We start from the raw sequence: 20,329 nt of genomic DNA on the forward strand, positions 1-20,329 counted from the left end.
TTACCTGCTGAAAGCGATCAGATGTAGGTCATATCGAAGACAGCGGCGTTGTCTTGAACCTCGCGCAGCCCCTTGTACGAGGCATGGCGGAGATTGCCATCATCCGTCCAGCCGCGAAACTCGATCTCGGCGATCAGCGTCGGCTGCACGAGGACGAGGCGCTTGCCCTTCAGGGGAACAACGGGCCGGCTCGTCTTCAACCGGTCCAGCGTCTTTTTCAGGTATTCAGCATCGCTCGTACCGAAACCGGTTCCGACGGAGCCAACGTAAATCCAGTCGAGGCCTCGTCTGCCGGCCAACAGCAGCCTGCCGATCCCGCCGCGGGCGGATGCGGACTGCTCATAACCGACGATCATGAAGCTCTCGCTCCGGACGCATTTGATCTTCAGCCAGTCGCCCGTGCGGCCACTGCCGTAGGGCCGGTCGCGATGCTTGGCGATGATGCCTTCCAGATGTCGATGGCAGGCGTGCTCGAGGAGTTCTTCGGCCGGCAGCTCTATCTCCTCGGAGAGGCGGATCGCTTTATCATCGCCTTCCGGTATCAGGTCTTCAAGCAGGTGCCGGCGTACCTCAAGCTCGGTGCCGGTCAGATCGTGTCCATCGAGATAAAGAAGGTCGAAGGCGACGAGGATCGACTCGGTCGAGACACGCCTGCCGCCCCGCCCGCCGAGCGAGCGCTGCAGGGCGCCAAAATCCGATCGGCCATGATCATCGAGTACAACCGCCTCGCCATCGAGAATGGCGGTCGTCACGCCAAGCTTTTTCGCTGCGGCGGCGATGGTGGGGAAGCGGTGGGTCCAGTCATGGCCACCGCGGGTGAGGACCCGCACCCCTTTCGGCTCAACGTGGATTGCCAAACGATAGCCATCCAGCTTCACCTCGTAGAGCCAGTCCGGTCCCACGGGCACGGTCGGCTTCAGCAGCGCAAGGCAGGGCTCGACGCGCGACGGCATTGGATCGAAGGGCAGACTGGGCTGGTCGGGGTCGCGCTTGCGGATCGGACGAGACTGCAGCGTTGAGCGAGATTCGTCGAGCAAGGGCAGAATGGGGCGGCGCGGGCGCTTCATGAGTATGTCCGACGCCTCCCCGGCTGGATTTCGGCGTCGACCGAGTTGCGCAGAACATTCATGGTTCTGATGACATTGCTCGGTGCCGGCCCTTGCTTTTCCCTGCTCTTGGGCTTTGCCCTGTACGGCCTTTTCATCTGCTTCTTCTTCGCTTCGATGGCAACAACGCGACTCAACCGAATCATTCGGCCGATTGTTCCGAGTCGAAACGAATCTCAATTCAACGACTTAACGTATCGGTGCCTCCGGCCCGAAATCGCTGCCGGATCTGGATCGGGCCGAGCAGTCGTCCCATTCTTCAACGGGCGCTGTACTTCGCGTCGAGATCATCCATGGCCTTGACGTTACCGGCAGAGCGGCCGTTCTCGTCGAAGGTCTGGGCAAGAAACGCGTCAGCGATCGACTTTGCAAGCTCGGTTCCGATGACGCGGGCTCCCATGGTGATGATCTGCGCATTGTTGGAAAGCGCGGCACGCTCGGCAGAATAGGTGTCGTGCGTCAGGGCGGCGCGGATGCCCGGAACCTTGTTGGCCGAGATGCAGACGCCGATGCCGGTGCCGCAAACGAGGATCGCCTTGTCGTAGGTGCCGTCGATGACGCCCGAGGCAACGCGATCCGAGAGGTTGGCGTAGAAAGGATCGGCACCGGCGCTCGTGCGCGAGACTTCGTAGACGTCGAAGCGCTCTTTCAAATGGTCGGCCAGGATCTTGGCGAGGCCTTCGCCGGCGCTGTCTCCTGCAATGGCAAGCTTCATTGTCTTTCTCCTCAGAGTTTGGCGGCGCATTTGGCCAGGATGTCGAGGTAGCCTTCGACATTCCAGGCCGAACGGCCGATGAAGAGCCCGTCGATATGCGGGCTCGAAATCAGTTCTTCGCAGTTCTGCGGGTTAACCGACCCGCCATAAAGGCAGGGGATCTTCCGGCCCAGCACAGTTTCGGCAACGGCGATGATTTCAGACTGGCGGGCATCCGCATAATCCGCGGTCGCCGGGATGCCCTTCTCGCCGATCGCCCAGACCGGCTCGTAGGCCAGCAGGATTTCGGCGCCTTTCTGGGCGCCCGAAAGTTTCGAAAGCGCGCCGCGCACCTGGGTTGCCAGGATGTCGGCAGCCTTTCCACTTTCGCGGTCGGAAAGCGTCTCGCCAATGCAGATCAGAGGAATGAGACCGTGGCGAACGGCCGCTTCGGTCTTCAGACCCACAGTCTCGTCGGTCTCTCCAAAATGTTCGCGCCGCTCGGAATGGCCGAGCTCCACGAGATCGAGATTGCAGTCCTTCAGCATTACCGGCGAGACTTCGCCGGTCCAGGCGCCCTGGTCGGCCCAATGCATGTTCTGGGCGCCGACCTTCACCGAGGTCTTGGCAAGCAGCGACTTGACCTCGCGCACCGCTGTGAAGGGCGGAATCACAAAGCGCTGGATACGCGGCTCGCGCGCGGCATCGGCAGCCTCGAGGCCGCGGGCGAAATGCCCGGCTTCAGCAAGCGTCTTGTTCATCTTCCAGCTGGTGCCAATCCAGAAGCGCGGCTTTTCGGTCATGTCGGATCCTGCGTTGATGCGATGGTGAGCGTAATGCCCGCCTGCTCGAATTCCTCCAGGACAGCAGCATCCGGTGCGCTGTCGGTGATAATCGCGTCGAAGTCGGCCAGATCCGCCATGACATGCAGGGCGGTGTGGCCGATGCGCTGATGGTTGACCAGAAGGCAGGTCCTGGTCGATGACGCGATCATCGCCCGTTTGGCGCGCACGACGTTATCGTCCATGTGATAGGCGCGCCCGCCGCTGACGGCCGGCGTCGAAATGAAGGCGATGTCGGCTCTCAGCCGCGACAGTGCCTCCTCGGTAACAACGCCGAGATAGGCGTTGAATTTGGCCGAGTAGATGCCGCCGAGCGCGATCAGCGTGATGCCTGTTTCACCTTTCAGCCGCTCCATGATCGCCGCATTGTTGGTGATCAACGTCAGCGGCCGCTTCTGCAGCAGCATTTCGCCGAGCACGGCCGCCATCGAGCCGTCGTTTACCATCACCGTCATCCCCGGCTCGACCAGTTCCAGCGCGGTCTCAGCCATTGCCAGCTTTGCCTCGCTGCCTTGGCGCTCGCGAATGCGGAAGTCGCTTTCGAACTGCGTTCCAGCATCAATGGTCGCGCCACCGCGAACCTTGCGCAGGACGCCCGCCTGCTCGAGATCGTCGAGATCGCGATGGATCGTCATCTTTGACACGGTGAAGCGATCGGCAAGATCGTCGAGATCGACTGTCTTGTTTTCGACGAGCAGGTTGACGATCAACTGCTGCCGCTCTTCCCGCCTCATCCCGATCTCCACCCTCGTTTGATGTTAAGATAACGGAGTATGCGTGATAATCAACATTTATTATGTTATTTTGCGATCAAATATTGTTGTGTTTCCGTAGCTACTTCAGCAGCGCCTGCGCGGTTCGTTCGTCGGTGATCAGCCCGAAAAGGCGGCGGCTGTTCAGAATTGCCCGGATGGCCGCCACTTTCGACTGTCCGCCCGCCAGCGCCACGAGCCGCTCTTTCTTGGTTTTGGGAAAAGATGCAGAGAGCGTGCGCGCCGTCAGCGCGGTCTCGAGGATATGGCCGTCGGCGTCGAAAAAATGTCCGAGGATTTCGCCGACGCCGCCTGCGGCAGCGATGTCGTCGATTTCACCGGGTTCAACCATGCCGGACAAAACCAGCTGCGCCTCTGCATCGACAGTTCCCAGGCCGACGAGCTTCAGATCGGCATTGTTGGCAAGATCGAAGACCTCCTTGACGGCACGCTGCGCCTTCAGCACTTCGCGGTCTTCGCCGGTATTGGCGAAAAAGGGAACCGGCATGACATAGGCATGGGCGCCGGTCTTTTCGGCGATGCGATGCATCACGTCATAGGGATTGGCGCCGTAGTTTCGCGTCAGCCCGCCAAGCAAGGAGACGAAGCGCAGGTTCTTCGCGCTCACCCTCGGCATATATTGCACGGCGGCGGAAAGCGTGCGGCCATGACCAAGGCCGATCACCGTATTGTCGCCGCGCTCGATCTCGCGCTTGAGATAGCCGGCACCGGCATGGCCGAGTGCGCGGAGCGGCAAGCCTTCCTCGCCGAGATCGGGTGCGACCTCGCAATATTGAAGCCCGAACCGTTCCGAAAGCCGCATCTCCAGCTCGACGCATTCGACGATATCCCCGTCGATGGTAACTTTGACGACGCCATCGGCGACCGCTCTGGCGATCAGGCGATGGGCCTTTACCGACGGCACGCCGAGGCGGCGCGCAACGTCGGACTGCGTCAGGCCACCGGCATAATGAAGCCAGGCAGCACGCACGGCAAGCGTATCATCGGCGTCCGTCATCACGGCTCCTTTTCGAAGGTCATGCGGCGATTCCGCCGTATCGCAGTGCTGCCTTTTAAAGATCTCCGCCTCAGATGTTCAAGTCAGCGACGCCGGTGTCGATATGCGGCGCCCAGAAGGCGACGCTTTCGGCGATCTGCGGGATGACCTGGCGATCGTTCGGCTCGCGTTCCTTGAAGGAGAGTTCCAGGCAGATTTCATTGTCCTTCGCCCCACCTTCGGCCAGCGCTTGCAGCAGAGGTGCCGGCTGTATGCGGCCCTTGGCGTTGAATTCGGCGGTAAAGGGCCGGTGCCCGCCCTTGTCCATCAAGCTCTGTTTGATGTGGATGATCGGAGATACCGGCGGGACGGCGCGTGCCCAGGCATAGGGGTTATAGTCGTCGGGGTTGGCAGAGGTGATGTCGCCATGATCGATGTCGGCCATCATCCACATCGGGATGGCCATTCCGGCCGATGTCAGCCGCTCCTGCAGCGACAGGCAGGCGCCGATCGTCTCGCCGAACTCGCGGCCGATGCTCATCGGCTCCCAGAACATGTAGGAGAGGCCTGCGGCGCGCGCATGCTCGGCGACATCGGCCCAACAATCGATGGCGGTCTTGATCAGTTCCTCGCGTCTGGCCGGATCGTCGAAGTCCTTATAGGTGAAGATCGCAAATTGCGTGCCGACCGAATGGCCGCCAAGATCGGCGGTGATGTCGGCAAAGGTCTTGAACCAGTCGACGTAGTAGCGGCGCACATCGGCATCCGGATGTCCGAAATGGTTGAGGCGCCCATAGGGGCCCGTCATTCCCGAGGTAACCCGCACCCCCGTGCGCTTCAGCGCAGCGCTCATCGTGCGCGTCAGGCGGCGGATCACCGGCGCTTGCCAGCTCGGATTGATGAACTCATGGGTCAGTTGGAGGTCGCGGATCCGCAAGTCATGCGCAACCGTGTCGATCAGATCGTCTGGGTCGGCGAAGCGGTTCACCAGCGGATTGGTATTCAGCGAAAGGGTCAGCGGCATGGCGGCATCCTTCAGGCGGCGGCAAGGCGGGTGGAAGCAAACCACTCGCCAAAGGCCGCGCGCTCCGCTTCGTTCAGATGGAGGTAGTGTTTGGTGCGGCGATAGAGGATGTCCTCGGCCGTTTCGGCCCATTCCGTAGCGACGAGATAGCTGGCCTCGGCCTCATAGAGCTGACCGCCGAAATGCCGCCCAAGCCCTTCCATACCTGTCGCGCCGGCAACCACGTTCTTCGCACGGGCGCCATAGAGACGGCCGTAGTGATGCACGAGTTTGCGCGGCATCCAGGGATAGATATCGCGCAGGCTGTTGGCGAAGGTCTCGTAATCGGCATTCGGAATTTCGCCGCCGGGCAGTGGCGCCTTCTCCGTCCAGTCGCCTCCCATGTTCGGGAAGATATGCTTCAGGCGCTGCATGCCGCGTTCGGCGAGCTCGCGGAATGTGGTGATCTTGCCGCCGAAGACGTTGAGCAGCGGAGCGCCGCCTGTCTCATCGAGATCGAAGACATAGTCGCGGGTAACGGCGGACGGGTTGCCCTTTCCATCGTCAAACAGCGGGCGCACGCCGGAGAAGCTGTGCAGCACGTCGTGGCGACGCAGCTTTTCCTTGAAATAGCGATTGACCGCCTGGAGCAGATACTCGATCTCCGTCTCGTCGGCGGCAACATCCTCGGCCCGGCCTTCGTAAGCGATATCGGTCGTCCCGATCAGCGCCTTGTCGCCCTCGTAGGGATTGATGAAAATGACGCGTTTGTCGTGGTTCTGCACCAGATAGGCATTGGCGCCTGTCCAGAACTTCGGCACGATGATATGGCTGCCCTTGACGAGGCGGACGTTGCGGCCGGAGTTCGAACCGGCGACGCGATTGATGATGTCCATCACCCAGGGGCCGGCGCAGTTCACCAGACATTTGGCGCGGAAGGTTCGCGTCTCTCCCGTGGCGTTGCTTTTCGTGACTACGGTCCAACCGCCGTTCTCGCGACGGGCCGACACGGCCGGCGAGCGGGTCAGCACCAGAGCGCCGTTTTCCGCTGCGCTGACCGCATTCAAGGTCACGAGGCGGGCGTCGTCGACCCAGCAATCGGAATATTCAAAGCCGCGTGTATATTGATCGAGGATCGGCGTGCCTTCCGGGTCGCGGAGCAGGTTGAGCGTGCGCGTCCCCGGCAACTTCTTGCGGCCGCCGAGATGATCGTAGAGGAAGAGGCCGAGCCGCACGAGCCATGCGGGGCGATCCTCAGGGCTGTGCGGCAGGACGAAGCGCATCGGCCAGATGATATGCGGCGCGGCGTTGAGCAGCACTTCACGCTCGATCAGCGCCTCACGCACCAGGCGGAATTCGTAATATTCGAGGTAACGCAGACCTCCATGCACCAGCTTGCCCGAGCGCGACGAGGTTCCCTGGGCCAGGTCGTCCTTTTCGCACAGCACGACCTTCAGGCCGCGGCCGGCAGCATCGCGTGCTATCCCCGCGCCGTTGATGCCTCCGCCGATGACGAAGAGATCCAGGAGTTCGGGTTCGGTCATGTCATGCTCCTTCGATGCCTGCTGCATCAGAATTACGCGCCCACCGGCGACGTCGTTGCGGCTTCGGCAAGCTTGTCCCAGGCGGGCGCCATTGCCTGGCGTACATCGGTGTAGGCAGAAAAAAGCCGGTCGAACCGGTGGGCCTCGCTGGCATCCGGTATCTCCGGATCGCCGAGCAGCGGCGTCACCCAGTCGTCAATGCAATCGTCCATGCTGGAATAGACGCCGACAGCCACCGCGGCCATCATCGCCACGCCGGCCGCCCCTGTCTCCTCGCGGCGCGACTGGCGGATCGGTGCGTTGACGGCGGCCGAAAGTGAGTGGCGAAGGGCGACGGAGCGTGTTGCCCCGCCGGTGACCCGCAGCTCTTCGGGCATCGCGCCCATCGCCGAGTAGCAGTCGCGGGTGGCAAGCCCCAACCCTTCGATCACGCTGCGCAGCAGGTCGGGGAAGCCGTGACGCATCGAAAGCCCGGTGAAGCCCGCGCGCGCATTGGCGTTGACGAAAGGACCACGTTCGCCCGCTTCGGAAATGTAGGGATGGTAAAGCACCGACCCCGGTCGGCTTTCTGCAAACCAGCCGTCGATGCGCGCAATGAGGTCTGCATGCGAAGCAGGCTTGCCCGCCTCGGCCATGAGATAGGCGGCGACATCGAGGATCCAGTCGATGTTGATCGTGGCGCCCATATTCGTCTGGACCTGAGTGACGATGCCGGGAATGGGCAGGGCGATCACATAGCCGGTGCCCTCCCGATTGAGCTGAACGTCGGCAACGGACTTGGCGCGCAAATGCACGCCGGTCGAGCCGATCGTCGAGCAGGCGGCGTTGCGAGCGCCGCTGCGCACGCCTGCACCAAGCGCCGTCATCACCATGTCGACATAGCCGAGGCAGACCGGCGTTCCGGCAAGAAGCCCGCAGGCCTTCGCCGCCTCCGATGTCAGCGGGTGGCTGATCTCGCTGCCGTCGATGATTTCGGGCAGGAGCCCCCGTCGGTGGTCAAGGCCGAGCGCGTCGATCACGACCGCATCATACTGGCGCGTTCTGAAATTGCCGAAGGTGAAACTCGCCTCCGATGGATCGGTTGCCCGCACGCCTGTGAGGTTGAGATAGAGCCAGTCCTTGCAGTGCAGCGCCGTCTCCGCTCGATCGAGAAGGTCCGGCGTGAAGCGGTCCATATGGGCGAGTTGCGCGCCCTGCTGGCACGTGTTGAGGCCGGTGCCCGTTGCCTCGAAGCGGGCACGGTTCTGCGCCCCGCCGGCCAGCGACGTCACTGTCGGCGCGGCGCGCGCGTCGAGCCACAGCCAAGCATCGGCAACCGGCCTGTTGCCGCGGCCGACGAGCCATGTGCCGTCGCCCTGTCCGGTGACGGCGATGGCTGCGGTGCGTGATGCGAGGTCGGGGACTTTTTCGCCAAGGCCACGCAACGCGCTGGCGCAATCGAGCCAGGTCCGATCCAGCGACTGCGTTGCCGAACCATCGTCTCCGGTCGCGTATCGGTTGCGAACGGAGGCCGTGGCGAGCTGGCGGCCGGACAGATCGAAGGCGACCGCCTTGATGACCGAGGTGCCGGCATCTATCCCAATGATGATCTTCTCGGTCGATGTCATTGCAGGCTTATCTCGCCATCCTAGCAAGTGTCACGGCGGGCAATACGCGCATCAAATTCATCTGCAATCCTCCCGATCCCTCAACTCGTCTGGGATGATGCATCCGGCTGCCAACGTCGGCCCTTTCAGGGGTAACGGCAAGCGCGCCGCCGTTGGCAAATCCCAGATCTGGCGCGCAGCCGAAACCTCCCTAGCTTCACTCGAAAACATAACATAAAGATACCATAATGCCAGTAAGATTTTTCTAGCGATGTAATTTTTTTCATCTAAAATAGAAGAGTAAGGAGTTTGCTTCCGCGCCGCCGCGCCATCAGCGGGCGGCATCAAAAGCCGCAGCGTTCGCTGTGTTCCATCTGTGATATATTGCATTAAAAACAGACGGATGGCGCCGGTATGCGGTTGAATTACAAGTGTGAAAGCGTCTGCATTTGCTGTCACTTTTTGCTGCATCGCAGCGTGATAAACAAGATGTGAAGTCATGCATTTCAGTCGAATTGCCGCGAAAGTGCCGTTGACAGCTGATAAAATATATAACATCATTTACGGCATAAATAACATACTTCTATCACGGAAGCGCTCTTCCTGATGGAGAATTTACAGATCCAGGCGGTTGGAGGAGACAAGCGCCGGTCTTGTTGAGGAGGCTTCCGATGCGAATTTTCGTCCAGAGTTGCGCTCTTGCGGGCGGCCCGCCGGCATCTGTTCCGGTGCGACGCAATGCTTCAGCACACCAGCGATCATCATCGCGCTAACCCTCTCCATCTCGCCATTCCAAGCCAAGGCCGTCCGGACATGAGTACTTCGCCCGATTATCCAGCATCAAAGCCGAGCAGCGGCAATCGCACGCTCCTTGTCAGCGCGGCGTTGGCGGTCATCGTCGTTGCAGCGATCGCGTTCGATACGACGGTCGTCAGGATCGGCTCCGAAAACGATGTCCGGCAGCAGGTATTCTCTCCGGAAACCTTCGGCGCCGAGCAGTTCCCGAAGATCAAGGCGAATGTCGAAGAGCGGGCCGTTGCGGCCGCCGATCTCGCGGCCGCCATTGCCGCCGACAAGAAGGCGGCGGCCGAGAAATACGGCACCGCAACGAGCACCGGCCCGGTTATTCCCGTCACGCTGACCGGCGTTTTCGGCGCCCGCAAGTCGAACACCAACGAAATGAAGATCGATGGGTTGCCTCCCGAGACGGTGGTCCGTGTCCAGACCGGCCCTGCGGTCAACGGCACGGACCTCCGCGATGCAACCGGCACCATCGAATTCGGCCAGTTTACCAACCAGATCCAGTATCAGGATGCCGGCTCGGCCATCAATAACGAGATGAAGAAGGCGGTTTTCGCGGGCCTGGATGCTGATGCCCTGGACGGAAAGCAGGCGACCGTCGTCGGCGTCTTCAAGCTCATCAACCCGAAGAACTGGCTGGTCACGCCGGTGAAGGTCGAGCTCAAATGAGCCAGCCGCAACGCAGCAACGGGGCGATAGGCGAGGTCGTCCTCGCTGCCCGCAATATCGCAAAATCCTACGGCAACGTTCACGCCCTCAAGGGAGTGAACTTCGACATCCATCGCGGCCAGGTCACAACCCTGTTCGGGGAGAATGGCGCGGGCAAGTCGACCTTGATGAAGATCCTTTCCGGTGTCGCGCAGCCAAGCTCCGGCGAGATCACTCTCGATGGCTCGCCGATCAGCTTTACCTCGTCGACCCATGCCCGCGAGTGCGGGATCTCCATCATTCACCAGGAGCTCAGCCTCGCGCCCAATCTCAGTGTGCGCGACAATATTTTCATGGGCCGGGAGATCATCAAGGGCGGTGTTGTCGATTTCGCGGAAGAGGCGCGTCAGACCCGCGCGCTGATGGAGGAGCTCGAGGAAGACATCGATCCACTGACGCGCGTCGAGGATCTTCGCCTCGGCCAGCAGCAGATCGTCGAAATTGCCCGGGCGCTCTCCGTCAATTCGCGCATCCTGATCATGGACGAGCCGACCTCGGCGCTGAGCGCGACCGAGGTGGAAGTGCTCTTCAAGGTCATCCACGATCTGACGAGTCGCGGCGTGTCGATCGTCTACATCTCGCATCATCTGGAAGAGGCGCTGCAGATCACCAATCACGCCGTCGTTCTGCGCGACGGAAACATGACAGCCTATGCCGAGCGCAAGGATATCGATCTCGAGTGGATCGTCCGCAACATGGTCGGCGAGAATTTCGACCTCGGCAGCCCGCCGCAAGCTCACCAGTTCGGAAACGTCTCGCTTTCCATCGAAAATCTCAGTGTCCCCGGTCCCTCCGGCGCTGCCTATAATGCAGTCGATCGTCTGTCTCTCAAGGTGCGTGCCGGCGAGATCGTCTGCATCTACGGTCTGATGGGCGCCGGGCGCACGGAACTGCTCGAGTGTATTGCCGGACGTCTGCGCGCAAGTGGCGGACAGGTTCTGCTCGAAGGACAGGACGTCAGTGGGCTCAGCATCGCCGGGCGCATTGCCAGCGGTCTCGTGCTCGTGCCCGAAGATCGCCAGCGCGACGGTCTCGTCCAGACGATGACGGTCGGCTCCAATCTGTCGCTTGCGAGTATCCGCGCCTTCACCAAAGGGCTTTTCACCTCCGGCCATCGCGAGCGCGATCTCGTCAATGACGCGATCCGGCGGGTGCATGTGAAAACCGATGGCGGTGCAGCTTCGATCGGCTCGCTCTCCGGCGGCAACCAGCAGAAGGTCGTCATCGGCAAGATGCTGGCAACCCAGCCGAAGGTCATCCTGCTCGATGAGCCAAGCCGCGGCATCGACATCGGCGCCAAGGCGGAAGTTTTCAAATTGCTCGCGGAGCGCGCCAAGCAGGGATTGGCGGTCATCTATTCGACGTCCGAAGTCAATGAATGCCTGAGCATCGCGCACCGCATCATCGTCATGCATCGCGGCAGGATATCGGCCGAGTTCGGCTCGGATGTCACCAAGGAAAAGATCATGGCCGCCTCCGGCGAAGCCGTGGTCGCGCACTAGCCTGGATTATGGAGCACTGATTATGTCAGTCACGAACATCACCGAAAAGAAATCAGTTTCCAGTGGGCAGAAGCGCAATACCAATATCGTGCGTCTCATTCTGGAGGGCCGGGCCTTCTTCGCGCTGATCGTCATCATCGCGGTCTTCTCGTTCCTGTCGCCCTATTACTTCACCCTGAACAACTTCCTGATCATGGCGTCGCACGTCGCGATCTTCGGCATTCTGGCGATCGGCATGCTGCTCGTCATCCTGAATGGCGGCATCGATCTGTCGGTCGGCTCGACGCTTGGGCTTGCAGGCTGCATCGCCGGTTTCCTGATGCAGGGCGTCACGCTCACTTATTTCGGCGTCATCCTCTATCCGCCGGTCTGGGCCGTCGTCGTCATCACATGTGCGCTCGGTGCGCTGGTCGGTGCGGTCAATGGCGTGCTGATCGCCTATCTCAAGGTGCCGGCCTTCGTCGCCTCGCTCGGCGTGCTCTACGTGGCCCGCGGTATCGCGCTCTTGATGACCAACGGCCTGACCTACAACAATCTTGGTGGCCGTCCGGAACTCGGCAATACCGGCTTCGACTGGCTCGGCTTCAACCGGCTCGCAGGCATTCCGATCGGCGTCATCGTGCTTGCGGTTCTCGCGATCATTTGCGGCATCGTGCTGAGCCGCACCGCCTTCGGCCGCTGGCTCTACGCCTCAGGCGGTAACGAGCGAGCCGCCGACCTCTCCGGCGTCCCGGTCAAGCGCGTGAAGATCATCGTCTATGTGCTTTCGGGCGTCTGCGCTGCGATTGCCGGCCTGGTCCTCTCCTCGCAGCTGACCTCAGCCGGTCCGACGGCAGGCACAACCTACGAACTGACGGCGATCGCAGCCGTGGTCATCGGCGGTGCGGCGCTGACCGGCGGCCGCGGTACGGTCCGCGGCACCATGCTCGGCGCCTTCGTTATCGGCTTCCTTTCGGACGGCCTCGTGATCATCGGCGTCTCGGCCTACTGGCAGACCGTATTCACCGGCGCTGTGATCGTTCTCGCCGTCCTCATGAACAGCATCCAATACGGCCGCCGGGTCAAATCGTCCTGACGGCTGCGACCGAAACTTATCCACGACGGCAGGCTGGACTCCAGGAAAGCCGATTGGGGAAAGCAACGCCGGATCACCGGCAATAACTGAGCTCACGAATGGGAGAGAGACTATGTTTAAGAAAGGCATGCGCATACTTCTGGCCGCCGCGGCCGTAGCACCGCTTCTTGCAAGCTCGGCTTGGGCAGCGGGCATGATGACGATCATCGTCAACGATCCGTCGAATCCATACTGGCTGACGGAAGGCAATGTCGCAAAGGCAACCGCCGAAAAGCTGGGCTACACGGCCTCGGTCAACGCCCACAAGGGTGACACCAATACCGAAAGCAACCTGATCGACACGGCGATCACCAACAAGTCGGTGGCGATCATCCTCGACCCGGCAAACGCCGACGGTTCCGTCGGTGCGGTCAAGAAGGCCGTTGCTGCCGGCATCCCGGTCATCCTCGTCAATGCCGAAATCAACCAGGAAGGCCTGGCCAAGGCGCAGCTTGTTTCCAACAACGCACAGGGTGCCGCCCTCGGCGCGCAACAATGGGTCGAAGCGATCGGCGACAAGGGCAACTATGCCGAACTCTTCGGCGCTCCGTCCGACAACAACGCGGCAACGCGGTCGAATGGCTACGAGACTGTCCTTTCGCAGTATCCGGATCTGAAGAAGGTCGCCAAGGAAGTTGCCAACTGGGACCGCACCCAGGGCCACAACAAGATGCAGTCCATGCTGCAGGCCAACCCGGATATCGTCGGCGTCATCTCGGGCAATGACGAAATGGCGCTCGGTGCGATCGCCGCGCTCAAGGAAGCCGGCAAGCTCGCCAATGTGAAGGTCGGCGGCTTCGACGGTTCGCCGGATGCCGTTGCCGCCATCAAGGCGGGCGAACTCCAATACACCGTCCTCCAACCGGTTGCCGTCTTCTCCGAAGAAGCCGTCAAGCAGGCCGACAACCTGATCAAGACGGGTAACACAGGCGCCAAGAGCGAAAAACAGCTCTTCGATTGCCTGTTGATCACCAAGGACAACATCGACAAGTACACCGGCCCGTTCGTTCTGGCGCAGTAAACGGTAAAGGGCGCTCGCAAGAGCGCCCTCATTTTCATGCTGGAAGCGATGGCCGACGATCAACCGCCGGTTGCGCCTCCCCTTTTTGCCTTGGCGCGGCAATCACTGTACGAAGCTGGGATCCATAATTCAGCGACAGGGGTGACCCGTGACACAGAAGACCAGCCGGGACGACGATCTGTTGGACCAGCTCACCAGCGACAGCCGGCAGACGCGCCAGATCGCGCGCCGCCGCATGATTGCAGAGGCCGTGATGGGTGAAGGCTCGATGCGGATTGAAGACCTGACCGACCGCTTTGGGATCAGCCTGATGACGGCTCACCGCGATGTCGATGAACTCGTCAGCCGCGGCCTCTTCAGGAAGACGCGCGGTATCGTCACTGCGGCGGCGACCAATCTCATCGAATCCAGCGACGTCTACCGCTCGAACCGTCAGTCAACCGAAAAGAAGCTGATCGCCGAGGCGGCAATGCAATTCGTCGAACCGGGGCAGGCAATTTTTTTCGACGACTCGACCACGGTTCTTCAGATGGCGGCACATCTGCCTTCGAAGGCGCCGGTCACCGCAATTACCAATTCCCTGACCCTGATGAATGCGCTGACGGGCCTGCACGACGTGACGCTACTCGCCCTCGGCGGCCAGTATTACAATTGGTGCAATGCCTTCATGGGTCGCATGACCATCAACGAGATCAAGGCTCTCAGGGCCGATGTCGCGTTCATCTCGATGTCGGCGATCAGCGAGGGCACGGTGCTGCACCAGTCTCCTGAGACAGTCGATACCAAGCGCGCCATGTTCGATTGTTCCGTAAAACGCATCCTGCTTGCCGATCATACCAAGTTCGAACGGCGTGCGCTCCACAGTTTCGCAGCACTGGATGAGTTCGACGTCGTCATCGTCGACGACAAGACCCAGCCGGTGCACATCGACCGCATGCGGTCCAGAGATATCAACGTGGTCATCGCCAAGGGCGCCGGAGGGCGCTCCTGACGGCGCCGGCCCGTTGCTCCTCGTGAGGTAAATTTAAAATGCCGACACTGCTCGGGATCGATAGTGGTTTGACAGTCACCAAGGCGGTCATCTTCGATATCGACGGCACGCCGCTTGCAGCCGCGCGTCGCCGTGTCACGCAGTTCATTCCGAAGGCCCGCCATATCGAGCGCGACATGGATGAATTGTGGAACGCGACGGCCGATGCCATCCGCGAAGCGATTTCACTCAGCGGACGGCCGGCAAGCGACATAGAGGGCATTGCCGCTACCGCGCATGGAGACGGCATCTACCTGCTCGATCACACCCAAAAGCCGCTCGGCCGGGCCATTCTCTCGCTGGACAGCCGGGCAGGGGCAATCGTCGACCGGTGGATGGAGAGCGATGTCGCCGACCTGGCGATCGAACTGACGGGGCAGATCCCGCATGTCTCCGCGCCATCGGCATTGCTTGCCTGGATCCGCGAAGTGGAGCCTGAGCGCTACAAGCGCATTGGCCATTTCTGCAGCTGCAAGGACTGGCTGCGGTTCTGCCTGACCGGGATCATCGGTACGGACCACACCGAAGCCAGCACCTCCTTCACCAATGTCAAAACGCAGAACTACAGTGAGGATGCCCTGCAGCTATTTGGCTTGCAGGATCTCGTCCACGCCCTGCCGCCGGCCTCGCGCTCCGACCAGATCGTCGGACGCGTGACTCGTGAAGCCGCGCAGCTGACGGGCCTTACCGAAGGAACGCCTGTCGTTGCCGGTCTGCACGACGTCACGGCCTCGGCGCTCGGGGCAGGGGGTTATGCCAAAGGCGTTGTCGCGGTCATTGCCGGGACCTATTCGATCAACGAGACGCTTTCGTCGGAACCGCGTGTCGACCGGCGCTGGTTCTGCCGCAACGGGATTGCACCCGGCATCTGGAACAGCATGTCGATCTCCCCGGCATCGACAGCGAATTATGACTGGTTTCTGGACACGCTCTGCGCTGCCGAACGGAAGAATGGCGACGTGCAAGGTAACTCGATCCACGCCCTGCTGGCGCCCGAGATCGCGGCCGCCTTCGAGCGCCCCTCGACCGCGCTCTTCCATCCCTATCTGTTCGGCTCGCCTTATGGCGCGACGGCGAGCGCCGGCTTCTTCGGGCTCGGTGGATGGCACGACCGCGGTGACATGCTGCGCGCCGTGCTAGAGGGTATCGCTTTCAATCATCGCATCCATGTCGACGCGCTTCGCGACGGCTTTGCCTTCGATCAGGCGCGGCTCGCCGGTGGCGTCTCGCGCAATCCTGCCGTCGTGCAGATGTTTGCCGATGTGCTTGGCATGCCGGTCACGGTAACAGAGACGGATGAGGCGGCCGCCTGGGGTGCTGCGCTTTGTGCCGGGTCGGGCGCCGGTATCTTCGCCGATCCGCAGAGCGATCCGCGCGACACCGCTTCCATCGCGAAGACTTTCCGGCCGGATGCGGCGCGCAGCACGGATTATGAAAAGCGTTACCAGGTGTTCCGCGACATTGCCGACGTGATGATCCCCCTTTGGCCGAAGATTTCCGCGCTTGCGCCGGAGCAACCGGCAAACTGAAAAGACAGATGCCTGCTGCGGCGGGCGATTTAGGACGACGAGCATGACCCCCGATTTGCAGCAGCGCTTCTCGAACCTCGGCGAGAACGATATCGACGTTTTGATCATCGGGGCGGGCATCAACGGCGCCGGCCTGTTCCGCGACCTCTCGCTACAGGGTGTCAACTGCCTGATCGTCGACAAGGCCGACTTTGGCTCCGGCACGAGCGCCGCACCATCGCGGCTCATTCACGGCGGCCTGAAATATCTGGAAACGGGCGAGTTCGGACTGGTTGCGCAGTCGACGCTTGAGCGCAACCTCCTGCTCAAGAATGCGCCGCATTGCGTCGAACCGCTGCCGACCTTCATTCCGGTCTTTTCCTGGACGCGCGGCATCTGGGCAGCGATCCGGACGCTCTTCGGGTCGAAGACGGCGCCACGCAGCCGTGGCGCGGTTCTCATCAAGATCGGGCTTCGGCTCTACGACTTTTTCGGTTCGCGCGACCAGGTCATGCCGCGCCACCGGCTGATTCTGAAGAAACAGGCGCGCAAGGAGATGCCGCATATTACCCCCGCCATCGTCGCCGGCGGCATCTATTACGATGCCAAGATCAGCAGGCCGGAGCGGCTCGTCTATGAGCTCGTGAGCGATGGTCTCGATGCGAATGCGGGGAGCCTCGCGGCAAATTTCGCGACACTGGCTGCCGTTTCAGACGGACGTTTGACCTTCCGCCAGCCCGATGGCCACGATGTCACCGTTGCTCCCAAGCTGGTCGTCAATGCGGCAGGTCCTTGGATCGATCAGGTCAACACTTTGCTCGGCGCTCCATCGCACCTGATCGGCGGCACCAAGGGTTCCCATATCCTGCTCGACCATCCCGAATTGGTGCGAAGCCTCAACGGCCACATGATCTATTTCGAGGCCGACGACGGCCGCATCTGCCTGGTCTACGACTATCTCGGGCTGGCACTGGTCGGGTCGACCGACATTCCGGCAGGTGATCCGGACAATGTCTCCTGCGAGGAGCCGGAAACGGAGTATTTCCTCGAAAGCATCCGCTCGCTGCTGCCAACCCTTCGCTTCGATCGTGATCAGATCGTTTACAGCTATAGCGGCATCCGCCCGCTGCCGGCATCGGATGCGACCGCGCCGGGGCTGATCAGCCGCGACCACTCCGCGCCGGTGAAGGAACCCGAGGACGGCAGACCTTTTCCGGTCATTTCGCTGGTCGGAGGCAAGTGGACGACGTTCCGCGGCTTTGCGGAAGAGGTCGCCGACACCGTTCTCTCCCGGCTGCAACGCCGCCGCAGCCAGTCGACACGCTATCTGGCGATTGGCGGCGGCAAGGCCTTTCCGGCGGATGCTAAGCAGCGTAACGCCTGGATCAGCGATGCCGCGGCGCGCAGCGGCGTTGCCGCCGAACGTGCCGACGAACTGCTCGGCCGATACGGCACGACGGCTGTGGCCCTGCTTTCCTCCCCTTCAAGCTATTCCGACGAACAGCGCCTGACGGGTGCTGCACGTTACAGTCTCCGGGAGATCGACTGGATCGCCCGGAACGAGCTCGTCGTCCACCTGTCGGACATCGTGATGCGTCGCACGACGCTTGCGATCGAGGGTCGGTTGACGCTCGCAGGCTTGCGGGAAATCGCCGGCGTTGCCGAGGCGGCGCTCGGCTGGAGTGGCGAACGAACGACCAGCGAAATCCAGGGGGTTGTCAGCCAGCTGAGCCGTTTCCACGGCCAAACGCTGACGGGCAAGCCTGCCGCCGCCGAGCCGGAAAAGGCACCCCGCCCGGCGTTGGGCTAGAGCGTTTCAGGAGAAAGCCGGATCGAGGGAACCGGACTTGTAACGCTTCGCCATTTCCGAAACGGGAAGGGGCGTGATGCGGCCGGCCATGCCGGCAGTGCCGAACTGTTCGAAGCGCTCCTTGCAGAGCTTGGTCAGCGCCGTCATTGCCGGCTTCAGATATTTGCGCGGGTCGAACTCGCTTGGGTCCTCCTGCAGCACGCGGCGGATCTGACCGGTCATCGCCATTCTGCCATCGGTGTCGATGTTGACCTTACGCACGCCGTTCTTGATGCCGCGCTGGATTTCCTCGACCGGCACTCCCCATGTCGGCTTCATCTGGCCGCCATATTTGTTGATGATCTCCTGCAGCTCGATCGGGACCGAGGACGAGCCATGCATGACGAGATGCGTGTTCGGGAGCTTACGATGAATTTCTTCGATGACATTCATCGCCAGCACCGAACCATCCGGCTTGCGGGTGAACTTGTAGGCGCCATGCGATGTGCCCATCGCGATGGCGAGCGCATCGACCTTGGTTTCGCGCACGAACTTCACGGCCTCGTCCGGATCGGTCAGCAACTGGTCATGCGAAAGCTTGCCCTCGGCGCCGTGGCCGTCCTCGGCCTCGCCCATGCCGGTCTCCAGAGAACCGAGAACGCCGAGTTCGCCTTCCACCGAGATGCCGCCGAAATGCGCCATATCAGTCACCATTTTGGTGACGCCGACATTATAGGCCCAGTCGGCGGGCGTCTTGGCATCCGCCTTCAATGAACCGTCCATCATCACCGAGGTGAAGCCCGCCTGGATCGCCGTCATGCAGTTTGAGGGATCGTTGCCGTGATCGAGATGCACGCAGACCGGAATATGCGGATAGATTTCAACGACGGCATCCATCATGTGCTTCAGCATGATGTCATTGGCATAGGCGCGGGCTCCGCGCGACGCCTGCATGATAACCGGCGCCTGACACGCGTCGGCGGCCTCCATGATGGCGAGCGCCTGCTCCATGTTGTTGATGTTGAAAGCTGGAACGCCGTAGCCTTCCTCCGCAGCATGGTCGAGCAGTTGCCTCAGCGTAATGCGTGCCATCCAAGATTCCCCCATATCGATGGTCGAACGAAATGCCGCCATCTCCTCGAAACTAGAGCCCGGGCGCGAGCCGTTCAAGCCTCTTATTTTAATAGGCAAAATGGCATAGGAGGAGGAATGTAACAAGCAATAATAACAATATCACAACGAGTGTGATATTTCCTGACAGTCATTTCGCCTGCCCGAGGCCAAATGATATTCAGGGGATGTGCTGAAGAGGCGGACCGCCGACACGGTCCTCTGCCAGCGATGGCGAGATCTCTTCAGCCAAACACCCCATGTGGACGCTACGGTTGCGGCTTGTGACCAATGGCAGACGGCCAGCATCAGCCTCGATCTAAAGCTGATGCAACCGAATGGGCGACATCCGGCAACTGGGGTCAGATGAGACCGTATTGTTCCGCCTTGTTGCGCAGGAATGGCAGGCCCTTGTCCATGACCTCTTCCATATCGCGTGCAACGGGGCGCCAGACGGCCAGGCCATAGGCGACCTCAGGCGGCATGTTGATGAAGCTTTCCATTGCAAGCCCACCCTTGAAGCCGATTGCGGCGAGCGCCGCATAGATCGCATCCCATGGAATGTTACCGTAGCCCGGCGTGCCGCGGTCGCTTTCGGAAAGATGGATGTATTTGAGGTGGTCGCGGGCGATCAGGATGCCGTTTGCCGCACCCTTCTCCTCGATATTCATATGGTAGGTGTCGAGGTGAACGAAGACGTTTTCCGCGCCGACACGCTCCACCATGTCGACGGCCTGCTGCGCCGAGTTGATGAGGTGGTTCTCATAGCGGTTCACGGCCTCGACGCCGAGTTGGATGCTGTACTTCCTAGCATGTTTTGCTGCTGCGTCGAGCACCTTGGCGATGTTGTCGTATTCGCCTTGCGTCGGTGGCAGGCCGGTGCGCTCGCCAATGCCGCCGAAGATGACTCCGGAGAGCGCCTCGGCGTTCATTTCCGCAGTCTTTTCGATCGCAACCTTCAGGTGCTCGATCGCCGCATCCGGGCGGACGGAAGCCCAGGCATGTTCCGGCAAGCCGAGCGAGCAGACAGCACGCAGCCTGTGCTTTTCAAGCAGGTCGCGGGTGTGTTTGGCATCGACGGCCGGCGCATTGAGCAGCGCGATCTCGATGAAATCCATCTTGTAGTGCACGGCTCCGGCAATCGCCTTGTCGGCGCCTGCGCGATCCCAGTTCATGGTCCACATGCTGGTGTGAACGCCGAAACCTTCCATGGTCGTATCTC

Annotated in this window: 18 protein-coding genes; 7 read left to right on the plus strand and 11 right to left on the minus strand. The window is 61.4% G+C overall.

Going from position 1 to position 20,329, the window contains the following annotated elements:
- Positions 1–17 precede the first annotated feature (17 nt).
- The 9 genes from ligD to HX898_RS19505 all read right to left on the minus strand — a co-directional run bounded on the left by ligD (position 18) and on the right by HX898_RS19505 (position 9,025).
- Positions 18–1,067 carry a non-homologous end-joining DNA ligase gene (ligD, locus tag HX898_RS19465; RefSeq protein ID WP_180195442.1) on the minus strand — a complete coding sequence of 350 codons (1,050 nt, stop codon included), beginning with the start codon at positions 1,065–1,067 and terminating at the stop codon, positions 18–20.
- A 298-nt stretch (positions 1,068–1,365) separates the two neighbouring features.
- Entirely contained in the window at positions 1,366–1,821 is a 456-nt protein-coding gene (locus HX898_RS19470) for an RpiB/LacA/LacB family sugar-phosphate isomerase (RefSeq protein ID WP_017996196.1), read from the minus strand.
- An 11-nt stretch (positions 1,822–1,832) separates the two neighbouring features.
- Positions 1,833–2,603, minus strand: coding sequence for a triose-phosphate isomerase (locus HX898_RS19475; RefSeq protein ID WP_171597942.1), 771 nt, complete (start codon positions 2,601–2,603; stop codon positions 1,833–1,835).
- Entirely contained in the window at positions 2,600–3,376 is a 777-nt protein-coding gene (locus HX898_RS19480; protein ID WP_017991649.1) for a DeoR/GlpR family DNA-binding transcription regulator, read from the minus strand. Before HX898_RS19480 ends, HX898_RS19475 begins: the two co-directional genes overlap by 4 nt.
- A gap of 100 nt (positions 3,377–3,476) precedes the next feature.
- Positions 3,477–4,412 carry a sugar-binding transcriptional regulator gene (locus HX898_RS19485; protein ID WP_065282691.1) on the minus strand — a complete coding sequence of 312 codons (936 nt, stop codon included), beginning with the start codon at positions 4,410–4,412 and terminating at the stop codon, positions 3,477–3,479.
- Positions 4,413–4,482: 70 nt separating this feature from the next.
- Positions 4,483–5,415, minus strand: coding sequence for a TIM barrel protein (locus HX898_RS19490; RefSeq protein ID WP_180195443.1), 933 nt, complete (start codon positions 5,413–5,415; stop codon positions 4,483–4,485).
- An 11-nt stretch (positions 5,416–5,426) separates the two neighbouring features.
- Positions 5,427–6,938 carry a glycerol-3-phosphate dehydrogenase gene (locus HX898_RS19495; RefSeq protein WP_180195444.1) on the minus strand — a complete coding sequence of 504 codons (1,512 nt, stop codon included), beginning with the start codon at positions 6,936–6,938 and terminating at the stop codon, positions 5,427–5,429.
- Between the two features lie 32 nt (positions 6,939–6,970).
- Positions 6,971–8,545, minus strand: a complete 1,575-nt coding sequence (locus HX898_RS19500; RefSeq protein WP_246413284.1) for an FGGY-family carbohydrate kinase — start codon at positions 8,543–8,545, stop codon at positions 6,971–6,973.
- Between the two features lie 57 nt (positions 8,546–8,602).
- Positions 8,603–9,025: a hypothetical protein gene (locus tag HX898_RS19505; protein WP_180195445.1), complete on the minus strand. Its 423-nt coding sequence runs from the start codon at positions 9,023–9,025 to the stop codon at positions 8,603–8,605.
- A gap of 312 nt (positions 9,026–9,337) precedes the next feature.
- Between HX898_RS19505 and HX898_RS19510 the strand changes: the two genes are divergently transcribed.
- The 7 genes from HX898_RS19510 (at position 9,338) to HX898_RS19540 (ending at position 18,018) form a co-directional block, all read left to right on the plus strand.
- Entirely contained in the window at positions 9,338–9,994 is a 657-nt protein-coding gene (locus HX898_RS19510; protein ID WP_138332986.1) for a DUF2291 domain-containing protein, read from the plus strand.
- Positions 9,991–11,535, plus strand: coding sequence for a sugar ABC transporter ATP-binding protein (locus HX898_RS19515; RefSeq protein ID WP_180195446.1), 1,545 nt, complete (start codon positions 9,991–9,993; stop codon positions 11,533–11,535). Before HX898_RS19510 ends, HX898_RS19515 begins: the two co-directional genes overlap by 4 nt.
- Positions 11,536–11,557: 22 nt before the next feature.
- Positions 11,558–12,610: an ABC transporter permease gene (locus tag HX898_RS19520; RefSeq protein WP_138388934.1), complete on the plus strand. Its 1,053-nt coding sequence runs from the start codon at positions 11,558–11,560 to the stop codon at positions 12,608–12,610.
- Positions 12,611–12,722: 112 nt separating this feature from the next.
- Positions 12,723–13,670, plus strand: a complete 948-nt coding sequence (locus HX898_RS19525) for a D-ribose ABC transporter substrate-binding protein (protein WP_003550839.1) — start codon at positions 12,723–12,725, stop codon at positions 13,668–13,670.
- A gap of 148 nt (positions 13,671–13,818) precedes the next feature.
- Positions 13,819–14,661: a DeoR/GlpR family DNA-binding transcription regulator gene (locus HX898_RS19530; RefSeq protein WP_138332981.1), complete on the plus strand. Its 843-nt coding sequence runs from the start codon at positions 13,819–13,821 to the stop codon at positions 14,659–14,661.
- 38 nt (positions 14,662–14,699) lie between these two features.
- Positions 14,700–16,229 (plus strand): FGGY-family carbohydrate kinase, encoded by a 1,530-nt coding sequence (locus tag HX898_RS19535; protein WP_171597945.1) that lies wholly within the window; start codon positions 14,700–14,702, stop codon positions 16,227–16,229.
- 43 nt (positions 16,230–16,272) lie between these two features.
- Complete coding sequence (locus HX898_RS19540) at positions 16,273–18,018, plus strand: glycerol-3-phosphate dehydrogenase/oxidase (protein ID WP_180195447.1); 1,746 nt, start codon at positions 16,273–16,275, stop codon at positions 18,016–18,018.
- A 6-nt stretch (positions 18,019–18,024) separates the two neighbouring features.
- On the opposite strand, the gene fba is transcribed toward HX898_RS19540, so the two are convergent.
- Positions 18,025–19,089 carry a class II fructose-bisphosphate aldolase gene (gene fba, locus HX898_RS19545; RefSeq protein WP_018245682.1) on the minus strand — a complete coding sequence of 355 codons (1,065 nt, stop codon included), beginning with the start codon at positions 19,087–19,089 and terminating at the stop codon, positions 18,025–18,027.
- A gap of 380 nt (positions 19,090–19,469) precedes the next feature.
- Entirely contained in the window at positions 19,470–20,318 is an 849-nt protein-coding gene (locus HX898_RS19550) for a sugar phosphate isomerase/epimerase (protein WP_180195448.1), read from the minus strand.
- Positions 20,319–20,329 lie beyond the last annotated feature (11 nt).

The sequence above is a fragment of the Rhizobium sp. WYCCWR 11128 genome (assembly GCF_013416305.1).
GTDB lineage: Bacteria > Pseudomonadota > Alphaproteobacteria > Rhizobiales > Rhizobiaceae > Rhizobium > Rhizobium indicum.

What these genes read in the sequence shown, in the direction of transcription:
- ligD (WP_180195442.1), bottom strand. Translation starts at nt 1,067, where the DNA reads ATGAAGCGCCCGCGCCGCCCCATTCTGCCCTTGCTCGACGAATCTCGC.
- HX898_RS19470 (WP_017996196.1), bottom strand. Translation starts at nt 1,821, where the DNA reads ATGAAGCTTGCCATTGCAGGAGACAGCGCCGGCGAAGGCCTCGCCAAG.
- HX898_RS19475 (WP_171597942.1), bottom strand. Translation starts at nt 2,603, where the DNA reads ATGACCGAAAAGCCGCGCTTCTGGATTGGCACCAGCTGGAAGATGAAC.
- HX898_RS19480 (WP_017991649.1), bottom strand. Translation starts at nt 3,376, where the DNA reads ATGAGGCGGGAAGAGCGGCAGCAGTTGATCGTCAACCTGCTCGTCGAA.
- HX898_RS19485 (WP_065282691.1), bottom strand. Translation starts at nt 4,412, where the DNA reads ATGACGGACGCCGATGATACGCTTGCCGTGCGTGCTGCCTGGCTTCAT.
- HX898_RS19490 (WP_180195443.1), bottom strand. Translation starts at nt 5,415, where the DNA reads ATGCCGCTGACCCTTTCGCTGAATACCAATCCGCTGGTGAACCGCTTC.
- HX898_RS19495 (WP_180195444.1), bottom strand. Translation starts at nt 6,938, where the DNA reads ATGACCGAACCCGAACTCCTGGATCTCTTCGTCATCGGCGGAGGCATC.
- HX898_RS19500 (WP_246413284.1), bottom strand. Translation starts at nt 8,545, where the DNA reads ATGACATCGACCGAGAAGATCATCATTGGGATAGATGCCGGCACCTCG.
- HX898_RS19505 (WP_180195445.1), bottom strand. Translation starts at nt 9,025, where the DNA reads ATGACTTCACATCTTGTTTATCACGCTGCGATGCAGCAAAAAGTGACA.
- HX898_RS19510 (WP_138332986.1), top strand. Translation starts at nt 9,338, where the DNA reads ATGAGTACTTCGCCCGATTATCCAGCATCAAAGCCGAGCAGCGGCAAT.
- HX898_RS19515 (WP_180195446.1), top strand. Translation starts at nt 9,991, where the DNA reads ATGAGCCAGCCGCAACGCAGCAACGGGGCGATAGGCGAGGTCGTCCTC.
- HX898_RS19520 (WP_138388934.1), top strand. Translation starts at nt 11,558, where the DNA reads ATGTCAGTCACGAACATCACCGAAAAGAAATCAGTTTCCAGTGGGCAG.
- HX898_RS19525 (WP_003550839.1), top strand. Translation starts at nt 12,723, where the DNA reads ATGTTTAAGAAAGGCATGCGCATACTTCTGGCCGCCGCGGCCGTAGCA.
- HX898_RS19535 (WP_171597945.1), top strand. Translation starts at nt 14,700, where the DNA reads ATGCCGACACTGCTCGGGATCGATAGTGGTTTGACAGTCACCAAGGCG.
- HX898_RS19540 (WP_180195447.1), top strand. Translation starts at nt 16,273, where the DNA reads ATGACCCCCGATTTGCAGCAGCGCTTCTCGAACCTCGGCGAGAACGAT.
- fba (WP_018245682.1), bottom strand. Translation starts at nt 19,089, where the DNA reads ATGGCACGCATTACGCTGAGGCAACTGCTCGACCATGCTGCGGAGGAA.
- HX898_RS19550 (WP_180195448.1), bottom strand. Translation starts at nt 20,318, where the DNA reads ATGGAAGGTTTCGGCGTTCACACCAGCATGTGGACCATGAACTGGGAT.